Origin of the sequence: Hydrogenophaga sp. H7 (genome assembly GCF_002025745.1) — a bacterium.
Taxonomy (GTDB): domain Bacteria; phylum Pseudomonadota; class Gammaproteobacteria; order Burkholderiales; family Burkholderiaceae_C; genus Hydrogenophaga; species Hydrogenophaga pseudoflava.
On sequence record NZ_MCIC01000016.1, the window covers coordinates 99,785 to 119,016 of the forward strand.

Sequence of the window (19,232 nt, forward strand, 5' to 3'; positions counted from 1 at the left end):
ACGGCCCTTTTTCTGGAGTGTCATCAGTGGACATCCCCCGCATCTTCAACATCACCGAAAGCGCGCACCGCATCCACAACCCGATCACGGCGGACAAGCTCGCCACGCTGGGCGCGGCACTGCGCATGGCACCGGGCACCCGGGTGCTCGATCTGGGCAGTGGTTCGGGCGAAATGCTGTGCACCTGGGCGCGCGACCACCAGATCGTCGGCACGGGCATCGACATGAGCCCGCTGTTCACCGAACAGGCGCAGCAGCGGGCTCAGGCGCTGGGTGTCGCGCACCAGGTCCGCTTCATTCACGGCGATGCCGCCGGCCATGTGGCGGACGAGCCGGTCGACGTGGCGGCCTGTGTCGGCGCCACCTGGATCGGCGGCGGCGTGGCCGGCACCATCGCGCTGCTGAAGCGCAGCCTGCGCGACGGCGGGATGCTGCTCATCGGCGAACCCTTCTGGCGCCAGCTGCCGCCCAGCGATGCGGTGGCACAAGGCTGCCAGGCGCACGCGGTGTCCGACTTCCTCACCCTGCCGCAGCTGCTGGCCTCGTTCGCCGAGCTGGGCCACGACGTGGTGGAAATGGTGCTGGCCGACCAGGACGGCTGGGACCGCTACGAAGCGGCCAAGTGGCTCACCATGCGCCGCTGGCTGGAAGCGAACCCCGGCGACGACATGGCCGCAGAGGTGCGGGCCCAGTTGCACTCGGAACCGGTGCGCTACGCGACCTACACACGCGAGTACCTGGGCTGGGGCGTGTTTGCGCTGATGGCGCGGTAGGCGCGGGCGCCACGGCCTCCGCTACTGCGGCACCAGCCCGGCGGACTTCACCAGCTCCGCGTGCAGCTTGATGTCGCTGGCGATCAGGCGCTGCAGTTCTTCGGGCGAGCTGGTCGCCACCTCGATGCCGCTCTCGGCCAGTTTGGCCTTGAGCTCGGGGTCGAACGCGGCCTGCACCGCGCGGTTGAGCTGGTCGACGATGGGGCGCGGCGTCTTGGCCGGTGCCAGCAGAGCCATCCAGGCCGAGAGGTTCATGTCGGCCACGCCCGCCTCGGCCATGGTCGGCACCTGCGGCATCACCGGCGAGCGGGTCGGGCTCATCACCCCCAGCGCGTGCAGCTTGCCCGAGGCCACGTGCGGCACCGCCTCGGGCATCACCGCGAACATCACGTCCACCGTGCCGGCCAGCGTGTCGTTGATGGCCAGCGCACCGCCCTTGTAGGGCACGTGCAGCATCTTCACCTTGGCGCGCGATTCGAACAGCAGGCCGCCCAGGTGCTGGGGGCTGCCATCGCCGGACGACGCGAAGGTGATGCCGCCCGGCTGGGCCTTGGCCGCCGCGACCAGCGCCGCGACCGAGGGGTACTTCTGCTTGTCCTTCACGATCAGCACCATGGGCTGGTTGACCAGGCGGGTGACCGGCGTGAAGTCCGCCTCGGGGTCGTAGGGCAGTGTCTTGAACACGCTCTTGTTGGTGGTCAGGAACGAGGCCGGCGACACCGCGAGCGTGTGGCCATCCGGCGCCGCCCTGGCCACCACCGGCATGCCGATCTGGCCCGAGGCGCCGCCGCGGTTGTCCACGATGAAGGGCACGCCCAGCGACGCGTTCAGCTTCTGGCCCAGCGCCCGCGCGATCATGTCCACACTGCCGCCAGCGGGCAGGGCCACTACCAGCTTGACGGTCTGGTCCGGGTACTTGCCTTGCGCGGCCGACAGGCCGGAGAAGGACAGGGCGGCGAGGGCGGCGGCACAGGCCAGGGTGGTGCGGCGGTCGGGCATGAAGGGCTCCTGAAAAGCGGGGTGGGGCGCGCACCGTGCCAGTGCGCGTGTGTGCAGTGCCTGCAGCCCCATGCAAGACACGCGCCCAGCCGCCGGCCGCGTGCTGCCCCCCGCCCTGGTCGCAGGCTCAGGCCTTGCCCCCGGCCCCGGGCTGGTGCGTGTGCACGCCCTGCATCCACGCCATCAGGTCGACATGGCCGGAGGCGGGCGCGGCCCTTGCGCTGCGCGGGGCCTCGTCGTCCGGTGCCAGGCGGCGGCGCCGGGGTTTGACGAAGCGCGCCACATGGCGCGGCGCCTCCGGGCTGTCGGCGGCCAGGTTGTCCAGGATCGCGCAGTGGGCGTGGTCGTCCCCCGCGCAGGCGCGCACCAGCCCTTCGAGCCCGGCCTTCATCTCGGCGATTTCCCTGAGCTTCTCGTCCAGATCCGCCAGGTGGCGCAGGGCGATGGTCTTGACCTCGCGGCTGGTGCGCCGGTCGTCACCCCAGCGGCCGATCAGCTCGGCGATCTGCGGCACGGAAAAACCCAGCCGCCGGGACTGGCGGATGAAGCGCAGCACCGACACCTCCCGCTCGCCGTACAGGCGGTAGCCCGATTCGGTGCGCTCGGCCGGCGGCAGCAGGCCGGTCTGCTCGTAGTGGCGGACCATCTTGGGCGAGACGCCGGCGGCTTTGGCGGCTTCGCCGATGTTCATGAGCGGGTTCATGGGAAGGCTCCTCGGAACAGAAAGAGTGCGGTGGCCCGAAATGTCGTCCTTGCCACCGTGTCAAGGTCAAGTGACCATGGGACGCCCATGGTCTGCGCGCTCAGGCCGGCGGGTAGCCGGCGTCGGTCAGGGCCTCGGCCAGCACCGCGCGGTCTTCGTCGCTCTGCACGGTGACCTTGCGCGCCGGCAGGTCCACCTGGAACTTGCAGGCCGGGTCGGCCAGGTGCAGCGTCTGGCCCACCACCCCAGCGCAATGGCCGCAGGTCATGTCGGGCAACTGGAATTCATGCATGTCGCACTCCTGAAAAAAAGTTGAGGAGCGGCCAGTCTGGGCATTGCCACAGCGGCAAGGTCAAGGGTCGTGGCGCGTCGCGGAGGGCGTTTGACCTTGACACTGCGTCAAACCCGAGAGTGCGGACTCCCCCTCACACCAGGAGATCGCCATGCAAGCATCCGCCACCCTCGCCCCGCCGGTCGACGCCCGGCACGGCACCGAGTTCGAACTGCCCATCGAGGGCATGACCTGCGCGTCCTGCGTCGGGCGCGTCGAGAAGGCCCTGAAGGCCGTGCCCGGCGTGCAGGACGTCACCGTCAACCTCGCCACCGAACGCGCGTCGGTGGTGGCCGGGCCCGGCGTGTCGCTGCCCGCGCTCACCGGCGCTGTCGAGCGCGCGGGCTACTCGGTCGCGCAGCCCACCCAAGACGACCGGCCCGCGCCGGCCTCCCACCCCTGGTGGCCGGTGGCCCTGTCGGCCGCCTTCAGCTTTCCGCTGGTCCTGCCCATGCTGGGCATGTTGTTCGGCCAGGACTGGTCACTCAACGGCTGGGCCCAGTGGCTGCTGGCCACGCCGGTCCAGTTCTGGCTGGGCGCGCGCTTCTACCGCGCCGGCTGGAAGGCCCTGCGGGCTGGCGCCGGCAACATGGACCTGCTGGTGGCCCTGGGCACCTCCGCCGGCTACGGGCTGAGCGTCTACCTGCTGTTCCAGCACGCCGAACACGGCACGCCGCACCTGTACTTCGAGGCCTCGGCGGTCATCATCACCCTGGTGCTGCTGGGCAAGTGGCTGGAGGCGCGCGCCAAGCGGCAGACGACCGCGGCCATCCAGGCGCTCAACGCCCTGCGGCCGGAGGTCGCGCGCGTGCGCACCGCGTCGGGCGATGTGGACCGGCCGCTGGCCCAGGTCAAGGTGGGCGACCTGGTGGTGGTCCGGCCCGGCGAGCGCATTCCCGTGGACGGCACCGTCACCGAAGGGGCCAGCGAGGTGGACGAGTCCCTGATCACGGGCGAGAGCCTGCCGGTGGCCAAGCACCCGGGCGACGCGGTCACGGGCGGCGCCGTCAACGCCGAAGGCCTGCTGCTGGTGATGACCACGGCCATCGGCGCCGAATCGACCCTCTCGCGCATCGTGCGCATGGTGGAGTCGGCCCAGGCGAAGAAGGCGCCCATCCAGCGCATGGTCGACCAGGTCAGTGCCGTGTTCGTGCCCGTCGTGCTGGCGCTGGCACTGGCCACCCTGCTGGGCTGGGGCCTGTCGACCGGTGACTGGGAGCGCGCGATCCTGAACGCCGTGGCCGTACTGGTGATTGCCTGCCCGTGTGCGCTGGGCCTGGCCACGCCCACGGCCATCATGGCCGGCACCGGCGTGGCGGCGCGCCGCGGCATTCTCATCAAGGACGCGGAGGCACTGGAGATCGCCCACAAGATCGACACCGTGGCCTTCGACAAGACCGGCACGCTCACCCAGGGCAAGCCCACGCTGGTGGCCCTGGAGGCGGCCGCCGGCCACGAGGCCCAGCTGCTGCCGTTCGCCGCCGCCATCCAGAACGGCAGCGAACATCCGCTGGCCAGGGCGGTGCTGGACGTGGCGCGCGAGCGGGCCGTCGCGGTGCCTGCGGCGCACGGTGTCGCGGCCGTGGCCGGGCGGGGCATGCGCGCGCAGGTGAAGGGACGCGACATCCACCTGGGCAGCACGCGCTACATGAACGAACTGGCCGTGGACCTGTCGGCGATGGAGGCCGCGGCCAGCGCGTTGCAATCGGAAGGCCGCACCGTCTCCTGGCTGGCCGACCTGACGGACGCCCCCCGCCTGATGGGCCTGCTCGCCTTCGGCGACGAGCTCAAGCCCACGGCCGCGCACGCCGTGCGGCAGCTCAAGGCGCTGGGCATCCGGACCGTGCTGGTGACCGGCGACAACCAGGGCAGCGCCCAGGCGGTGGGCCGTGCACTGGGCCTGGACCACATCCGCGCCGAGGTGCTGCCGGCCGACAAGGCCGGCATCGTGGCCGACCTGCGCCGCGGCGGCGACCGCGTGGCGATGGTGGGCGACGGCATCAACGACGCCCCCGCACTGGCCGCCGCCGACGTGGGCATGGCCATGTCCACCGGCACCGACGTGGCGATGCACGCCGCCGGCATCACCCTGATGCGGGGCGACCCCTCGCTCATCGGCGATGCCATCGACATCTCGCGCCGCACCTACGCCAAGATCCGCCAGAACCTGTTCTGGGCCTTCGCCTACAACGTGATCGGCATCCCGCTGGCCGCACTGGGCTGGCTCAACCCGATGGTGGCCGGCGCCGCGATGGCGCTGAGCAGCGTGAGCGTGATCTCCAACGCGCTTCTGCTGCGCCGCTGGCACCCTACCAGCGCACCCAGCTGACCGGGACGCCCGTTCGCAGCGTGTTGTGCACCTCGGCCACGGCATCGGTCTCGCGCAGCAGGCGCTCCACTGCCTCGGGCGGTGCCGGCGACTGGACCCGGGCCCGGTAGCGGACGTCGGACGCGGCCAGGCCCACACCCTCGAACGACGCCGTGGCCTCGACTTCGACCTGGGTCAGCTCCATGCCCAGGCGGCGTGCCTCGCGGTAGAGGTCGTTGGCGTAGCAGGTGGCCAGGGCCAGCATGAGGAATTCGCCGCCGTTCACGGCCGAGCCGCCACCGTCCCTGGGCGGCACGGCCAGCGGCTGCTCCGCATCGCCCGTGCGCACCGACACGGCGTGCTGGCCGGCTGAGCTGACAACGCGGGCGCTGATCTGCACGGTGGCCTCCTTCTCAGACGAGCGTGACCTCGACCCGCGACGGGACGGCCCGGCGCACCGCATCGCCCACCGGGGAGTGCGCCTCGGCCCAGGCGACGATCTCGTGCAGCTGTTCCGGGGAGGCGCCGTCCGCCGCGATGCGCACGCGGATGCTCACGCTCTGCGGTCCCGGCGGCACGCCATCCCCCAGCCCGAGGATGCCCCGGTCGTCGGAGACGCTGTCCACCGTGACCTCCAGCCGGCTCAGAACGATGCCCAGTTGCGCGGCGCGCAGGGCGATGACGGTGGCGTCGCAGCTGGCCAGGGCCGCGCGCAGATACCAGCCGGGTGTGGGCGCGCTCGCGGCGCCGCCGATGCCCTTGGGCATGTCGCTGACCAGGGTCTCGCCGCCGGGGCCGGTGGCGACGCAGCGCAGGCCCTGCTCGACGACGGCCGTGGCGGCCTTGTCGGTGGACAGCGCCTTCTCCGGGTGCTCGGAAAAGTACCTCGTCACGCCCTCGATCGATTGCTGGATGTGTGCAAGCGTCATGCGGTTTCTCCAGTGGCGGCCAACCGGTGCCGGAAACGGCGGACCAGTCTACCCGTGACCGATCCCTGCATGCAGCCCGGCCGCCGGGCGGCGCGGCGACGGGGCACCACGCTTCGGCGCAGCCCGAAGCATCCGCGGCCCGATCAGGCGGACAGTCCACCCCTGTTCCACACCGGTACCCGCACCATGCCCATCACCTGCTTCATCCGCTACCAGATCGACCCCTTCCAGCGCGAGGCTTTTCGCCGCTACGCCGAGGCCTGGGGCCGCATCATTCCCCGCTGCGGCGGGAACCTGCTCGGCTACTTCCTGCCGCACGAAGGCAGCAATCACATCGCCTGGGGGCTGATCGGCTTCGACGACATGGCCGCCTACGAGCGCTACCGCGCCGTGCTGCGCGCCGACCCCGAAGGCCGCGCCAACTTCGAGCTGGCGCAGGCGCAGCGCTTCATCCTGCGTGAGGAACGCAGCTGGCTCGAAGACGTGGCCGGCACGGTCCATCGGCCGCGGCAGGTGGCGCCGTGATGGTGGAAGCATGGCCCGCTGCGTTACGCTGAGGCCCATGAGCCGCAACACCCCGCACGAACCCCGCCTCGCCCGCGTGGCCGCCATGGTGGCCGACCCGGCGCGCTCGCGCATGCTGGCCTACCTGCTCAGCGGCGAGTGCGCCAGCGCCAGCGAGCTGGCCAAGGCCGCGTCCGTCACGCCCGCCACCGCCAGCGGCCACCTGGCCCAGCTGCTCGACGCGCGCTTCGTGGCCTGCGAACCGCGCGGCCGCCACCGCTACTACCGCCTCGCCGACGCCGACGTGGCGCACGCGCTCGAAGCCCTGGCCGTGGTGGCCGAGCGCGGCGAACACGACAGCGAATGGGCCTCGCCCGAACGGGCGCGCCTGCGCGAGGCGCGCTGCTGCTACGGGCACCTGGCGGGGCGCCTCGGCGTCCGGCTGTTCGACGGCCTGATGGCGGCCGATGGATTGCAGCCGGTGAGCAGCGGCTACGCCCTCACCGACAGCGGCCGCGCGTGGTGCCAGCGTCTGGGCTTCGAGCCACCGGAGCCCGGCAGGAAGCGGCGCTACGCCTACCCCTGCCTGGACTGGTCCGAGCGGCGCGACCACCTGGCGGGCGAACTGGCCGACCGGCTGTACCAGCACCTGGTGGCGCAGGGCTGGGTGCGGCGCGGGGCGGGTCGCGATGTGGCGGTCACGCCAGTGGGGCAACAGGAACTGATGGCCTTGCTCACCACCCCATGAACCCCACACGCAAAGTGCTGCTCGCCGGCGCCACCGGCCTGGTGGGCGGACAGATGCTGCAAGCCCTGCTGGCCGACCCGACGGTGGCGCAGGTGCATGCGCTGACCCGCCGCGACCTGAACCTGCACCACCCCAAGCTGCAGCCCCTGCGCGTCGACTTCACGCGCCTGCCTGCGCTGCCACCCGCCGACGAGCTCTACCTCGCGCTGGGCACCACCATCAAGGTGGCGGGCAGCCAGGCGGCCTTCCGCGCGGTGGACTTCGACGCCAACCTCGCGGTGGCGCGCGCCGCCGTGGCCGCGGGCGTGCGCCGCGTCGGCCTGGTCAGCGCGGCCGGTGCCAGCGCGCAGTCCTCCGTGTTCTACAACCGCGTCAAGGGCGAGCTGGAAGACGCGCTGCGCAAACTGGACCTGCAGGCCCTGGTGCTGGCGCAGCCTTCGCTGCTGCTCGACCTGCGCGACGGGCTGCAGCAGCCCCCGCGCCTGGGTGAACGCCTCGCTATCCCCATCGCCAAACTGATCGGGCCGCTGATGCCGGGTGCCTATCGACCTGTGCACGCGCGGGCGGTGGCGCTGGCCCTGGTGCGCACGCTGCCGACTGCGCAGGGCGTGGTGGTGCTGGCGTCGGACGAGCTGGCGCGCATCGGCCGCTGAGGCGGGCTGCGTGAACGGAGACGCCAGCGCTCGACGCGCAACGGCGCGCCCTGCCCTCAGCCCTTGGACTTCGGCTTGAAGATGTGCACCGTCTCGCCGCGCGCCAGCATGTCCACCAGCTGGGCAATGCGACGGGCGCGCGTTTCGGACTTCACAGCGGTCTGGATGCGCCACAACACCGCGTAGCGGTTGGCGGCGTTGACCGTGGCAAAGAAGGCCCTGGCGCTCGGCTGCGCATCCAGCGCCGCCTGCAGGTCGTCGGGTACGACCGACGTTCGCGAGCCGTCGTACGCCCTGGCCCAGCGACCGTCGGCCTTGGCCGCTTCGACCTGCGCGAGGCCCGGCGCCTGCATGCGCCCCGCAGCGATGAGCGCCGCGACCTTTTCCACATTGACCTTCGACCAGACGCTGCGCGCGCGCCGCGGCGTGAAGCGCTGCAAAAAGTGCTGGTCGTCCAGCCCCTTCTTCTGCCCGTCGATCCAGCCCCAGCACAGCGCGATCTCCACCGCTTCGGCGTAGGTGACGCTGGGCTCGTCGGCGCCCCGTTTGGCGATCTGGAGCCAGAGGCCGTCGGAACTGGCGTGGTGCTTCTTCAGCCAGGTCTCGAACGCCTTGGCGTTCCTGAACAGGCTCGGGGCAGGTTGAACCTGAAGGCCGGGTTCCCGGGTGCTCATCGCTGCGTGGACGGCGCTTACGCCGCGTGGGCGCGCAGCCAGGCCACGATGTCCGCGGTCACCTCATCGCGGTTGGTCTCGTTCAGGATTTCGTGGCGGCCACCGGGGTAAAGCTTCACCGTGACGTCGCTCAGGCCCGCGTCGCGGTAGCGCTGGCCCAGCAGCTGGATCAGCGCGCCGCCACCGGCCAGCGGGTCGGCATCGCCCGAGGCGATCAGCAGCGGCAGGTCGCGGCGGATACCGGCCAGCCGCGCCGGGTCGGCCACCCGGGGCGCGGGTTCGAACAGGGCGGGAATCACATCGGCCGGCACGTCCCAGCCGCACCAGGGGTTGGCCACGTAGGCGTCCACCTCGGCGGCGTCGCGGGACAGCCATTCGTAGCCCGTGCGGTGTTCGAAGCCGGCGTTGAAGGCCTCCAGCCCGGCGGGCGCGTCGGCCGGGGCGTTGGCCATCGCGGCGGCGAACGCGTCCAGCGCGGTCGAGCCGGACAGCACCGCGCCCGACCAGGTGGACGAGTGATCGAGCAGGGCCGCCTGCGCGGCAAACGACCCCATCGAGTGCCCCAGCAGGAACACCGGCAGGCCACCGTGCTGCGCGCGCAGCGCGGCGCCGAACTGGGCCACGTCGGCGATCAGGCCACCAAAGCCGGCGGCGCCGAAGTCGCCCAGCCGCCCGTTGGCGGTTCGCCCGTGGCCGCGGTGGTCGACCGCGTGGACCACGAAGCCGGCCGCGTTGAGCGCCCGGGCAAAACGGTCGTAGCGCTCGCCGTGTTCGGCCAGCCCGTGGGCGATCTGCACCACGCCGGTGGAGGGGCCGTCCACGTCGGCCCAGGTGTAGGTCACGACCTGGGTGCGGTCGGCGTCGGAGATAAAGGAGGAGGAAGAGGTGGTCATCGGACCATTCTCACCCTGCACCCCCTCTTCCAGACCTAGTGAAAACGGCAGGGGGCTTGGACGCGCTCAGGCGTCGATCTGCATCGCCGGGCGCGCCTGCACCTTCTGCAGCCAGGCGTTGGTGGTCGGGTGGTCGGCCACCGGGGCGCCGAGGTAGACGCTGTAGCCGATGACCGACGCCACGATCAGGTCGACCAGCGTGTACGCATCGCCCAGCAACCAGGGCTTGTTGCTCAGGTGCCCGTCGAGCACGGTGAGCAGCCCGTCCAGGGCCTTGTATGCCGCAGCGCCGTGGGCATCGTCGGGTGTGCCCATGTCCTTCGCGGCCTGCAGCCGCACCAGCTGCGCGCCGTAGGTCACGTAGGACCAGGTGCTCCATGACATGGCCTGCAGGTGTTCGGGCGTGCCGCCGGCTGGCCACAGGCCGCTCTTCACGCCATAGGTGTGGCCCAGCCACAGCTCGATCGCCAGCGCCTCGAACATCGGCGCGCCGTCCACCGTCATCGTGGGCACCTTGCCGTTGGGGTTGATGGCCAGGAAATCGGGGCGGCGCTGCTCACCGGTGGTGATGTCGACCTTGACGCGCTCGTGCGGCACGCCGAGTTCGGCGAGGGCGCAGGCGACCGGGGTGGCGCTGGACATGGGGTGCCAGTAGAGAACGATCTTGGACATGGTGAGCTCCTTGAAGATGTGGACAGCGGGCCCGACACCGCGCCGAACCCGTGACTGCAATGTCGCGCCCATTGCGGACAGTTCCGGCCCTCAATCAAAGTTAGAGTGCGGCCATGCTTTCATCGTCCTCGCGCCTGCTGCGGGTGCTGTCGCTGCTGCAGACCCGCAGCCACTGGGCCGGCCCCGAGCTGGCCGAGCGGCTGGCCGTGCACCCGCGCACGCTGCGGCGCGACATCGACCGGCTGCGCCAGCTCGGCTACCCCATCCACGCCAGCAGCGGCGTGGCGGGCGGCTATGCGTTTCGCGCGGGGCAGACGCTGCCGCCGCTGCTGCTGGACGACGAAGAGGCGCTGGCGGTGGCCATTGCCCTGCAGATCGCCGCGGCCGGCACCGTGAGCGGTGTGGAAGAAAGCTCGCTGCGCGCGCTGGTGAAACTGGAACAGGTGATGCCCACCCGCCTGCGCCGCCGCACGGGTGCGCTGCGCTCGGCCATCGTGCCGGTGCAGCGCATGGGGCCCACCATCGACGCCAGCGTGCTGGCCACCCTGGCCACCGCCTGCCGCGACCAGCTGCAGGTGGGCTTCAGCTACCGCGACCTGCGCGGCCAGGCCAGCGTGCGCCAGGTGCAGCCGCACGGGCTGGTGCATACCGGCCACCACTGGTACCTGGTGGCCTGGGACCCGGCGCGCGACGACTGGCGCACCTTCCGCATCGACCGCGTGCAGGGCACACCCCGCACCGGCGCGCATTTCGCGCCGCGCCCGCCGCCCGCGGGCGACCTGCGCGCCTACGTCACCGGGGCCATGGCCGGCGTGCACCAGCAGGGCGAACAGGCGCGCGTGGTGCTGCACCAGCCGCGCGAGGTGATGGCGAAAACCATTCCCCCATCGGCCGCCACGCTGGAAGCGATCGACAACGCGCACTGCCTCATGCTCTGCGGCACGGGCCAGCTGGACTCGCTGGTCTACTGGCTCATGGCGCTGGACGTGGAGTTCGATGTGCTGGAACCGCCCGCACTGAAGGAGCGGCTGCGCCGAGCGAGTGAGCGGGTGGGGCGGAGCTTGGCGCGTGCTGGGTGATGGTGAGGTACCGTAAAGGGCTTTGGCCTGATCCGTGTATTTGGACCGTCGGGGCGAAAGTAGCTTGGTGCACACAACGACCGCTGTAGGTTGGGTTGCAGCCGGTCAACTCCAGCTGTTTTGTTCCAGTTACCGCTCGAAACTGCCCTTTGTGATGCTGCGAGGTAGCCGTCTGCTGCACTATTGTCAGTGTTCAGTGGCCACTCAACGACAATGCACTGGGCGAGGGTAGCTCTTGGCTTTCCCTCTAAGGAGAAGGACTATTGGTGATTCAAAGCGAAGTTCCGCCTCCGCAATCAGCCCACAACGCAAACGGCTCGGCCCAGTAGACGGAATCCCCCTCCATCTGTAGGCTATTGCAGATGTAGTGAGCCTTTCGCTAACCTGACTCAGCAGCCTGTTGGACCTAGGAGGGGAGCAGTTCGGCTTAAATTCGAGCAAGCTTTGAGGATGCCAAGCGGTCATTTTTTGAGACTGCGATCATCGCTATCAGCCGCTTTTCAAGGTGAAAAAATGCAGTGCTTTGGCAGAACGAAGAACCGTAGTCGCTGCAAAAATGAAGCGTCTTACATCTTCTGCCGACACCACAAATGGCAACCAATTTCTTTTGTATTTTCTCTTGTTGCAATTTTAGCCGTCTTCGGCGGATTTTACCAAGACACCTGGAAACCAATTTTAAGTTATTGGCTTGGCAGTGAAAAAGGAAAGAACGAGTCGGATACTCGGGGAGGGGAAGGGGGTCGACAGGATGAGGAAAAAGTACTTGCTGAAGCAAATCGCCCCATTTTGGAACTTGAATCGATTGAGTTAGAGTACGGACTAAGAAGAATAGAAGGGCACGCGAGGTTTTTCTTGAAAAACACAGGAAATACTTCAGCACGCGCAATTTGCATCAGCATTTCGCAGACTTTTGATACGAATGGAGAACCAATTTTCGCGGGAAGCGAATTGATGTCTACCTGTGATCCGAAATATGCTACTCCTCTATTAAACATTAGGAAAAACGGCGAACTATCCCTCCCTCTGATTGAACTGCGTGAGATTGCGAGACGCATCGGATTTATCCCTAGTAGCGCAAAAGTGCATAGAAATCAACCAAAACAGAATATTTTCCTGTTTATAGTGACATATAAGGATTACACAGGGGCTGAGTACAAGGATCTGTTTCAGTTTGAGTTCTTCGAAAATGCTGAATCAAACAGATAGCTTCAACGGACCCAACTCCATCTCACTCCTAATTGACCGACTGCCACTTTCACTAAATATTGACTGCTCTTGGCCGACAGGTGCCGTGGTCGTTTCGGGTAAGGAACGGATTCGATGGCGCAGGCACAAATCCTACCAATGGCCCGAATTCTTTTGCGCCGAGAAGGTGTTCTTAGGCAGCTTGCCTCCATCAATGTCACTCATGATGGATCGCTTCGCCTGAGCCTTGTGCGGGACGGCACGAGCGACAAATGTTGGACTTTTCAGTGGAACGATCCCTCGCCAGAAGAAGTCGAAAGGACCGCTCGAAAGACGAAAGAAGTTTCGATTCACACCAGTGGTCGGATCAACTATCACTTTGACAATGCTGCACCTCGTTTCATCCCAGCTCTGATGGACTTGGAAGAGCCAGTCGTCGTTCTGGGCTATCGCGTGCCAAGTTTCGACTTGCTGGACTCGGCAGTGGGCACAAGGCAGGACGACTCGGTCATCGGGGTGCCCTCTGATTTCATCGGTGTGATCCAAGTCCACTTCGTTGTGGTTGCGGCAGCCACTCCCATTCTGGAGGGTGAGTTGACAAGGTTCGGTGTCGAAGGGCTGTTCGCATTGGCTTGCGTGAACACGACGAGTGCAGTAACGCCTCTTCCGCAGAGCGTGCCGGATCAGGCTTTCACAACTCTTCGTCCTTTGGATGGACTCTCTGCACAAGCAATTTCGGAACCAGTTGCATTCCTCCGCTTCAAACGAGCGATGTTCGCGAACGACGTCCGTTCCGCCGCTGCATCTTCAGACTCGCCAATTCCAGAGGGTTTGATTGAGGCTGCGATCGCCGCGGGTCCTGGGCTCTATCCCCCGAACGGAGAGGGTATATGGACCATTGTCACGGCGGTAGAGATGCGCGTGGCTCCCAAGCTAAAGGTTCAGTTCCAAGAGGCAGGACTCACCGCAGAGGTAGTTGAGCTTCGACCTGGCGATACCCGTCTAGCGACTGTCCGCGTTCGGTTTCGTGTGCGCGATAGCAGCGGGTGCTACGTCAAAGGCGTAGTCCCGATTAGTAGGATCGAACTGGACGCGGAGCTCTGACGCCATTTCTCGACTGGTCGCAGCAATGACGACCATATGCATACGACGTTCACTGCAGACAGTGAGGAGCTCCTTTTCGGACAGTTCCAGTTGACTTGGATGGGACTAAAAGTCTGCTTACGGCCAAGGGCGGCAAGCAGAAAAAGCTGCCGCTCACGCCAAGAGCGAGAACCGGACCTCAACCCTGCCGCGCCAACCACGCCCGCCAGCTCCCCAGCTGCGTGATCTCGGTCCCACCCTCGACCCCGATCGCCTCGCACACAAACCCGCTCACCCACGACCCATCGGCCAGCATGACCTTGCCGATGCCCAACGGGGCGGGGATGCCGTCGACGAAGCTGCCGAAGTGTTCGGCGGGCAGTTCCCAAACCTCCATGTCGATCGCGGCGCCGCCTTCGTTGACGCGCACCATGCCGGGCCGCTGGACCGGGCCGCCGGCGAGGGCGTAGAACTTGTATTCGGGCGCGGACTGCACCGCGCCGAGCAGGCGCGCGCCGCGTTGCGTGAGTTGCCCGTTGAGCGGCAGGCCGCTGAGGTGCGCGCCGCAGACGGCGACCTTGACGGTGCCGGGGGTGATGCTGCCTTTGGGCAGCTCGGTGGTGGCGATGGCGGGGGTGTCGGCCAGCGTTGCGGTGGTGGCGCCGAGTGACAGCGCCGCCTGCGCGCGGTGGAAGCGATCGGCCAGGCGCAGCAGGGGCACGTCCTTGAACGCGGGCGCGGCCAGGGTCACGCCCCAGGGCAGGCCTTGCGCGTCGCCGCTGGCCTGGAAGCCGGCGGGCACCGCGACGGCGGCGTAGTCCAGCAGGTTCATGAAGTTGGTGTAGTGGCCGAGGTTGCTGTTCAGGCGGATCGGGTCGGCCTGCATGTCGGCGATGCGGTAGATGGTGCCGGCGGTGGGCGTGAGCAGGCAGTCCACGTCTTGCCACACGGCGTCGCACACGCGCTTGAGGGCCTTGAGCTTGTAGCTCGCGGCGAAGGCGTCGGCCGCGGTTTTGGCTTTGCCGCCTTCGATGATGGTGCGCACGGGCGGGAACACGGCCTCGGGTTGTGCGTCGATGAAGTCTTTGATGGCCACATAGCGCTCGGCCACCCATGGGCCTTCGTAGAGCAGGCGCGCGGCGTCGAGGAAGGGGGTGAGGTCGACTTCGACGGCGGTGCCGCCGAGGGCGTGCAGGCGTTCGATGCTCTGCGCGAAGAGTTCGACGGCCGCATCGTTGCCGAAGAAGTTGAGGTCCTGCGGGCGCGGCACGCCGAAGCGGAAGGGGCCGGCCGAGAAGTCCACGCCGAAGGGCTTCGCGGCGCGGCTGAAGGCGTCGGCTTCGTCGGGCACGGCGGCGACGGCGAGCACGGCCTGCGCGTCCGACGCAGTGAGCGCAAAGATGGACACGGTGTCCACCGAGCGGCAGGCCGGCACCACGCCGGTGGCCGAGAGCAGGCCGATGGTCGGTTTGAGGCCGATGAGGTTGTTGAAGCTGGCGGGCACGCGGCCCGAGCCGGCCGTGTCGGTGCCCAGCGAGAAGCTGACCCAGCCCTTGGCCACGCTCACGGCCGATCCGCTGCTGGAGCCGCCCGAGACGAAGTCGGGGTTGAAGGCGTTCTGGCACGCGCCGTAGGGCGAGCGCGTGCCGTTGAGGCCGGTGGCGAACTGGTCGAGGTTGGCCTTGCCCAGCGGCACCGCGCCGGCCGCGATGAGCTGCTGCACGAGGAAGGCGCTCTCGCCCGGCGTGTAGGCGTACTCGGGGCACGCTGCGGTGGTGGGGATGTGCGCGAGGTCGATGTTGTCCTTGATCGCGAAGGGCACGCCGTAGAGCGGCAGGCTGGCCGGGTCCACGCCGTCGAGGTGCGCGAGGTAGGGCTCGATCTCGGCGTCGGTCAGGCGGTGGATGAAGGCGTGGTGGGCGTCGCTGGCGCAGCGGCGCATGGCCTCGGCGATGACGGCGCGCACGGGGGTGCCGGCGGCGTAGGCGGCGCGCAGGCTGGCGAGGTCCAAGGACAGGTCTTGCAGGTTCGTGGTCATGGGGGCTCCGGGGATTCAGTCTTCGGATACGAGGACGAGCACGTCCTGGCCGGCGGCCACGGGCGCGCCTTCGCGGCACATGAGGCGGTGCACGGTGGCGTCCTGCGGGGCGAGCACGCTGAATTCCATCTTCATGGACTCGACGACGAGCAGCACGTCGCCCGCGGCCACGCGCTGGCCTTCGCTGACCAGCACCTTCCACACGCTGCCGGGCACGCTGCTGGCCAGCGGGCGGCCGCCGGGCGGCAGGTCCAGCTCGACGCTGGCGTCGGCCGCGGCCACGTCGGCATCGCCCGCGTAGCTGAGCTGACCGCTGGCGGCCCAGCGCTCGCGCTCGGCGTCGAACGAGGCCTGTTGCTGCGCCTTGAAGGCGCCGATGCTGGCGGCGTTGTCGGCCAGGAAGCGGCGGTAGTCGCGCAGGCTGAAGCTGGTCTCTTCGATTTGCAGCGCGTAGCCGCCGTGGGGGAAGGCGGCGCGGATGCGCAGCAGCTCGTCCTGGTCCACCGGCACGAAGCGGATCTGGTCGAAGAAGCGCAGCAGCCAGGGCTGCTCGAACACCGAGCCCGGCTCACCGTGGCGCCAGCGGTTCCACATCTGCAGCGTGCGGCCGACGAACTGGTAGCCGCCGGGGCCTTCCATGCCATACACGCAGAGGTAGGCGCCGCCGATGCCGACGGCGTTCTCGGGCGTCCAGGTGCGCGCGGGGTTGTATTTGGTGGTCACCAGGCGGTGGCGCGGGTCCACCGGCGTGGCCACCGGCGCGCCCAGGTACACGTCGCCCAGGCCGAGCACGAGGTAGCTCGCGTCGAAGACCACCTTGAACACGTCTTCGATGCTGTCCAGCCCGTTGATGCGGCGGATGAATTCGATGTTGCTCGGGCACCAGGGCGCGTCGGGCCGCACCGACTGCATGTACTTCTCGATCGCCAGTTTGGTCTGCGGGTCGTCCCAGCTCAGCGGCAGGTGGACGATGCGGCTGGGCACCTCCATGTCGTCGACCGCGGGCAGCGCGGCCTCGGCCTCGACCAGCACCTTGAGCAGTTCGGCGCGCGAGACCTTGGCGGGGTCGAAGTGCAGCTGCAGCGACCGGATGCCGGGCGTCATGTCCACGATGCCGGGCAGCGTGCCGGCGGCGATGCGCGCTTGCAGCGCCTGCATGAGCACGTGCACGCGCAGGCGCAGTTCGATATCGAGCACCAGCGGACCGAACTCGACCAGCAGGTAACGGTCGCCGGCCTGGCGCACCACCATGGCGGGCACGGCCTCGTCTTCGCGCGCGGGGTCGGCCAGGATGATGGGGGTGGGGTGGGCTGACGCGTCGTCGGCTGGGGTGGCGGGCAGGGCCTGCGTGAGGGATGTCAACGCGGCTTCGACTGACGCACTGCGCGCGAGTGCTTCATCGAGCGAGAGCCGGTGAAAGCGCACCGTGTCGCCGGGGCGCAGCTGGCCGAGCTTCCAGAGTTCGGCGTCCACCACCACGGCAGGGCAGACGAAGCCGCCGAGGCTGGGGCCGTCGGGGCCGAGGATGACCGGCATGTCGCCGGTGAAGTCGATGGCGCCGATGGCGTAGGCGTTGTCGTGGATGTTCGAGGGGTGCAGGCCGGCCTCGCCGCCGTCCGCACGCGCCCAATGCGGCTTGGGGCCGATGAGGCGCACGCCGGTGCGGCTGGAGTTGTAGTGCACTTCCCAGTCGGTGGCGAAGAAGGTGGCCACGTCGCTTTCTGTGAAGAAGTCGGGCGCGCCGTGCGGGCCGTAGAGCACGCCCACGTCCCAGTGGTGGGTGAAAGCGGGCACGGTGTCGCTGGATGCGCTCACGCCCGCGGTGCCGGCGCCGGGCGCGGCCAGGTGCAGCACGTCGCCGGTGCGCAGGTGGCGGCCGGCGTGGCCGCCGAACTGGCCGAGCGTGAAGGTGCTGCGGCTGCCCAGGTAGAGCGGCACGTCAAAGCCGCCGCCCACGGCCAGGCACAGGCGCGCGCCGGCCTCGGCGCGGCCGATGGCGAGCACGCTGCCGGCGGCCACGCGGTGGCTTTGCCACAGGGGCAGCGGCGCGCCGTCGAGCAGCACCTTCACCGGTGCGCCGGTCACGGCGATCACCGCGTCGGCGTTGAAGCGCAGCGTGGGGCCGGCGAGCGTGATCTCCAGCGCGGCCGCGTCGGCAGCGTTGCCCACCAGGCGGTTGGCCATGCGGTGCGCGTAGGCGTCCATGGGGCCGCTGGGCGGCACGCCCACGTCCCAGTGACCCAGGCGGCCCGGCCAGTCCTGCACGCTGGTCTGTACGCCGGGCTCGACCACTTCCACCGTCGCGGGGCGGAAGTGGAAGCTGTTGAGAAAGCGCGTGACCTGCCGGCCTTCGCGGAACACCGGGTCGCGCACCACCTGGCGCAGGTAGCCCAGGTTGGTCTCTATGCCGGCCAGGCGCGTGGCGGCCAACGCCGCGTCGAGCTTCTGCAAGGCCTGTTCGCGGTCGGGCGCGGTGACGATGAGCTTGGCCAGCATGGGGTCGTACCAGGCGGGCACCTCGGTGCCGCGCTCGACCCAGCCGTCCACGCGCGCGTCGGTGGGGAACACCACCTCTGTCAGCAGACCGGCGCTGGGCTGGAAGTTCTTCGCCGGGTCTTCGGCGTACAGCCGCACCTGGATGGACGCGCCTTGCGGCGTGGGCGCCAGCGTGGCCAGCGGCGGCAGGTCGCCGGCCGCGAGCTGCACCATCCACGCGACCAGATCGACCCCGGTGACTTGCTCGGTCACGCCGTGTTCCACCTGCAGGCGGGTGTTGACTTCGAGGAAGTAGAACTGGCCGGTGGCGGCGTCGTAGACGAATTCCACCGTGCCGGCCGAGCGGTAGTTCACCGCCTGCGCCAGCCGCACCGCGGTGGCGTGCAGCTCGTGGCGTTGCGCATCGCTCAGGCCCGGCGCGGGCGTCTCTTCGATCACCTTCTGGTTGCGGCGCTGCACCGAACAGTCGCGCTCGCCCAGCGCGAGCACCGTGCCCGCGCCATCGCCGAACACCTGCACCTCGATGTGGCGCGCCTGCTCGACGTACTTTTCCAGGAAGAGGCCGGCGTCCTTGAAGTTGGCGCTGGCCAGCCGCTGCACCGAGGCAAACGCGTCGCTCAGTTCGTCTTCGCTCCACACCAGGCGCATGCCGATGCCGCCGCCACCGGCCGTGCTCTTGAGCATGACCGGGTAGCCGATGCGCAGCGCCTCGGCGCGGGCCTGCGCCGCATCGGCCAGCAGGCCGGTGCCGGGCAACAGCGGCACGCCGCGCTGTTCGGCCAGATCGCGCGCCGTGTGTTTCAGGCCGAAGGCGCGCATCTGATCGGGCGTGGGGCCGATGAAGGCGATGCCCGCGTCTTCGCAGGCCTGGGCAAAGCCCGGGTTCTCGGACAGGAAGCCGTAGCCGGGGTGGATGGCTTCGGCGCCGCAGTCTTTGGCGATCTGCAGGATGCGCTCGGCCTTGAGGTAGCTCTCGGCCGCGGGCGCCGGGCCGAGCAGCCAGGCCTCGTCGGCCTCGCGCACATGGCGCGCCTGCGCGTCGGCTTCGGAATACACGGCCACGCTCTGCACGCCCAGGGCTTTGAGCGTGCGGATGATGCGGCAGGCGATGGCGCCGCGGTTGGCGATCAGGACCTTGCGGAACATGGGCTCTCCGATGGCAGG

Annotated in this window: 18 protein-coding genes; 8 read left to right on the forward strand and 10 right to left on the reverse strand. The window is 68.8% G+C overall.

What is annotated here, in order from left to right; translation table 11 throughout:
- The first annotated feature begins 26 nt into the window (after positions 1-26).
- Complete coding sequence (locus BC358_RS14005; protein ID WP_079366303.1) at positions 27-773, forward strand: cyclopropane-fatty-acyl-phospholipid synthase family protein; 747 nt, start codon at positions 27-29, stop codon at positions 771-773.
- Positions 774-794: 21 nt separating this feature from the next.
- Here the strand turns inward: BC358_RS14005 and BC358_RS14010 are convergent, their stop codons facing one another.
- The 3 genes from BC358_RS14010 to BC358_RS14020 all read right to left on the reverse strand — a co-directional run bounded on the left by BC358_RS14010 (position 795) and on the right by BC358_RS14020 (position 2,767).
- Positions 795-1,772 carry a tripartite tricarboxylate transporter substrate binding protein gene (locus tag BC358_RS14010; RefSeq protein ID WP_079366304.1) on the reverse strand — a complete coding sequence of 326 codons (978 nt, stop codon included), beginning with the start codon at positions 1,770-1,772 and terminating at the stop codon, positions 795-797.
- Positions 1,773-1,899: 127 nt separating this feature from the next.
- A complete protein-coding gene (gene cueR, locus BC358_RS14015) occupies positions 1,900-2,475 on the reverse strand; it encodes a Cu(I)-responsive transcriptional regulator (protein WP_306292799.1) in 576 nt (191 codons plus the stop codon).
- 100 nt (positions 2,476-2,575) lie between these two features.
- The gene (locus BC358_RS14020; protein ID WP_079366305.1) at positions 2,576-2,767 is read right to left on the reverse strand and encodes a heavy-metal-associated domain-containing protein; all 192 of its coding nucleotides are present in this window, start codon (positions 2,765-2,767) and stop codon (positions 2,576-2,578) included.
- A 151-nt stretch (positions 2,768-2,918) separates the two neighbouring features.
- Between BC358_RS14020 and BC358_RS14025 the strand changes: the two genes are divergently transcribed.
- Entirely contained in the window at positions 2,919-5,135 is a 2,217-nt protein-coding gene (locus BC358_RS14025) for a cation-translocating P-type ATPase (protein WP_079366306.1), read from the forward strand.
- Here BC358_RS14025 and BC358_RS14030 read toward each other — a convergent pair.
- Both BC358_RS14030 and BC358_RS14035 read right to left on the reverse strand, forming a co-directional pair.
- Positions 5,116-5,514 (reverse strand): OsmC family protein, encoded by a 399-nt coding sequence (locus tag BC358_RS14030; RefSeq protein WP_079366307.1) that lies wholly within the window; start codon positions 5,512-5,514, stop codon positions 5,116-5,118. The genes BC358_RS14025 and BC358_RS14030 overlap by 20 nt on opposite strands.
- Before the next feature lie 13 nt (positions 5,515-5,527).
- Positions 5,528-6,043, reverse strand: coding sequence for an OsmC family protein (locus BC358_RS14035; protein ID WP_079366308.1), 516 nt, complete (start codon positions 6,041-6,043; stop codon positions 5,528-5,530).
- 186 nt (positions 6,044-6,229) lie between these two features.
- Between BC358_RS14035 and BC358_RS14040 the strand changes: the two genes are divergently transcribed.
- From BC358_RS14040 to BC358_RS14050, 3 genes are read left to right on the forward strand one after another with little or no spacing between them, the layout of a single operon-like run.
- Positions 6,230-6,568: an NIPSNAP family protein gene (locus tag BC358_RS14040; protein ID WP_066151934.1), complete on the forward strand. Its 339-nt coding sequence runs from the start codon at positions 6,230-6,232 to the stop codon at positions 6,566-6,568.
- Between the two features lie 37 nt (positions 6,569-6,605).
- A complete protein-coding gene (locus BC358_RS14045; protein ID WP_079366309.1) occupies positions 6,606-7,295 on the forward strand; it encodes a helix-turn-helix transcriptional regulator in 690 nt (229 codons plus the stop codon).
- Positions 7,292-7,948 carry an NAD(P)H-binding protein gene (locus tag BC358_RS14050; RefSeq protein ID WP_079366310.1) on the forward strand — a complete coding sequence of 219 codons (657 nt, stop codon included), beginning with the start codon at positions 7,292-7,294 and terminating at the stop codon, positions 7,946-7,948. The genes BC358_RS14045 and BC358_RS14050 overlap by 4 nt, the downstream gene beginning before the upstream one ends.
- 56 nt (positions 7,949-8,004) lie before the next feature.
- On the opposite strand, the gene BC358_RS14055 is transcribed toward BC358_RS14050, so the two are convergent.
- From BC358_RS14055 to BC358_RS14065, 3 genes are all read right to left on the reverse strand, one after another.
- Entirely contained in the window at positions 8,005-8,622 is a 618-nt protein-coding gene (locus BC358_RS14055) for a YdeI family protein (RefSeq protein WP_079366311.1), read from the reverse strand.
- A 17-nt stretch (positions 8,623-8,639) separates the two neighbouring features.
- The gene (locus BC358_RS14060; RefSeq protein WP_079366312.1) at positions 8,640-9,515 is read right to left on the reverse strand and encodes an alpha/beta fold hydrolase; all 876 of its coding nucleotides are present in this window, start codon (positions 9,513-9,515) and stop codon (positions 8,640-8,642) included.
- Positions 9,516-9,581: 66 nt separating this feature from the next.
- Positions 9,582-10,187: a glutathione S-transferase family protein gene (locus tag BC358_RS14065; protein WP_079366313.1), complete on the reverse strand. Its 606-nt coding sequence runs from the start codon at positions 10,185-10,187 to the stop codon at positions 9,582-9,584.
- 113 nt (positions 10,188-10,300) lie between these two features.
- Between BC358_RS14065 and BC358_RS14070 the strand changes: the two genes are divergently transcribed.
- The 3 genes from BC358_RS14070 to BC358_RS14075 all read left to right on the forward strand — a co-directional run bounded on the left by BC358_RS14070 (position 10,301) and on the right by BC358_RS14075 (position 13,555).
- Positions 10,301-11,266, forward strand: coding sequence for a YafY family protein (locus BC358_RS14070; protein ID WP_079366314.1), 966 nt, complete (start codon positions 10,301-10,303; stop codon positions 11,264-11,266).
- Positions 11,267-11,716: 450 nt separating this feature from the next.
- Positions 11,717-12,472: a hypothetical protein gene (locus BC358_RS21900; protein WP_143434311.1), complete on the forward strand. Its 756-nt coding sequence runs from the start codon at positions 11,717-11,719 to the stop codon at positions 12,470-12,472.
- Between the two features lie 114 nt (positions 12,473-12,586).
- Positions 12,587-13,555, forward strand: a complete 969-nt coding sequence (locus BC358_RS14075; RefSeq protein ID WP_143434312.1) for a hypothetical protein — start codon at positions 12,587-12,589, stop codon at positions 13,553-13,555.
- A 178-nt stretch (positions 13,556-13,733) separates the two neighbouring features.
- On the opposite strand, the gene atzF is transcribed toward BC358_RS14075, so the two are convergent.
- Both atzF and uca read right to left on the reverse strand, forming a co-directional pair.
- Positions 13,734-15,572, reverse strand: a complete 1,839-nt coding sequence (gene atzF / locus BC358_RS14080; protein WP_079366316.1) for an allophanate hydrolase — start codon at positions 15,570-15,572, stop codon at positions 13,734-13,736.
- Between the two features lie 15 nt (positions 15,573-15,587).
- Positions 15,588-19,214, reverse strand: a complete 3,627-nt coding sequence (gene uca / locus BC358_RS14085; protein ID WP_079366317.1) for an urea carboxylase — start codon at positions 19,212-19,214, stop codon at positions 15,588-15,590.
- Positions 19,215-19,232 lie beyond the last annotated feature (18 nt).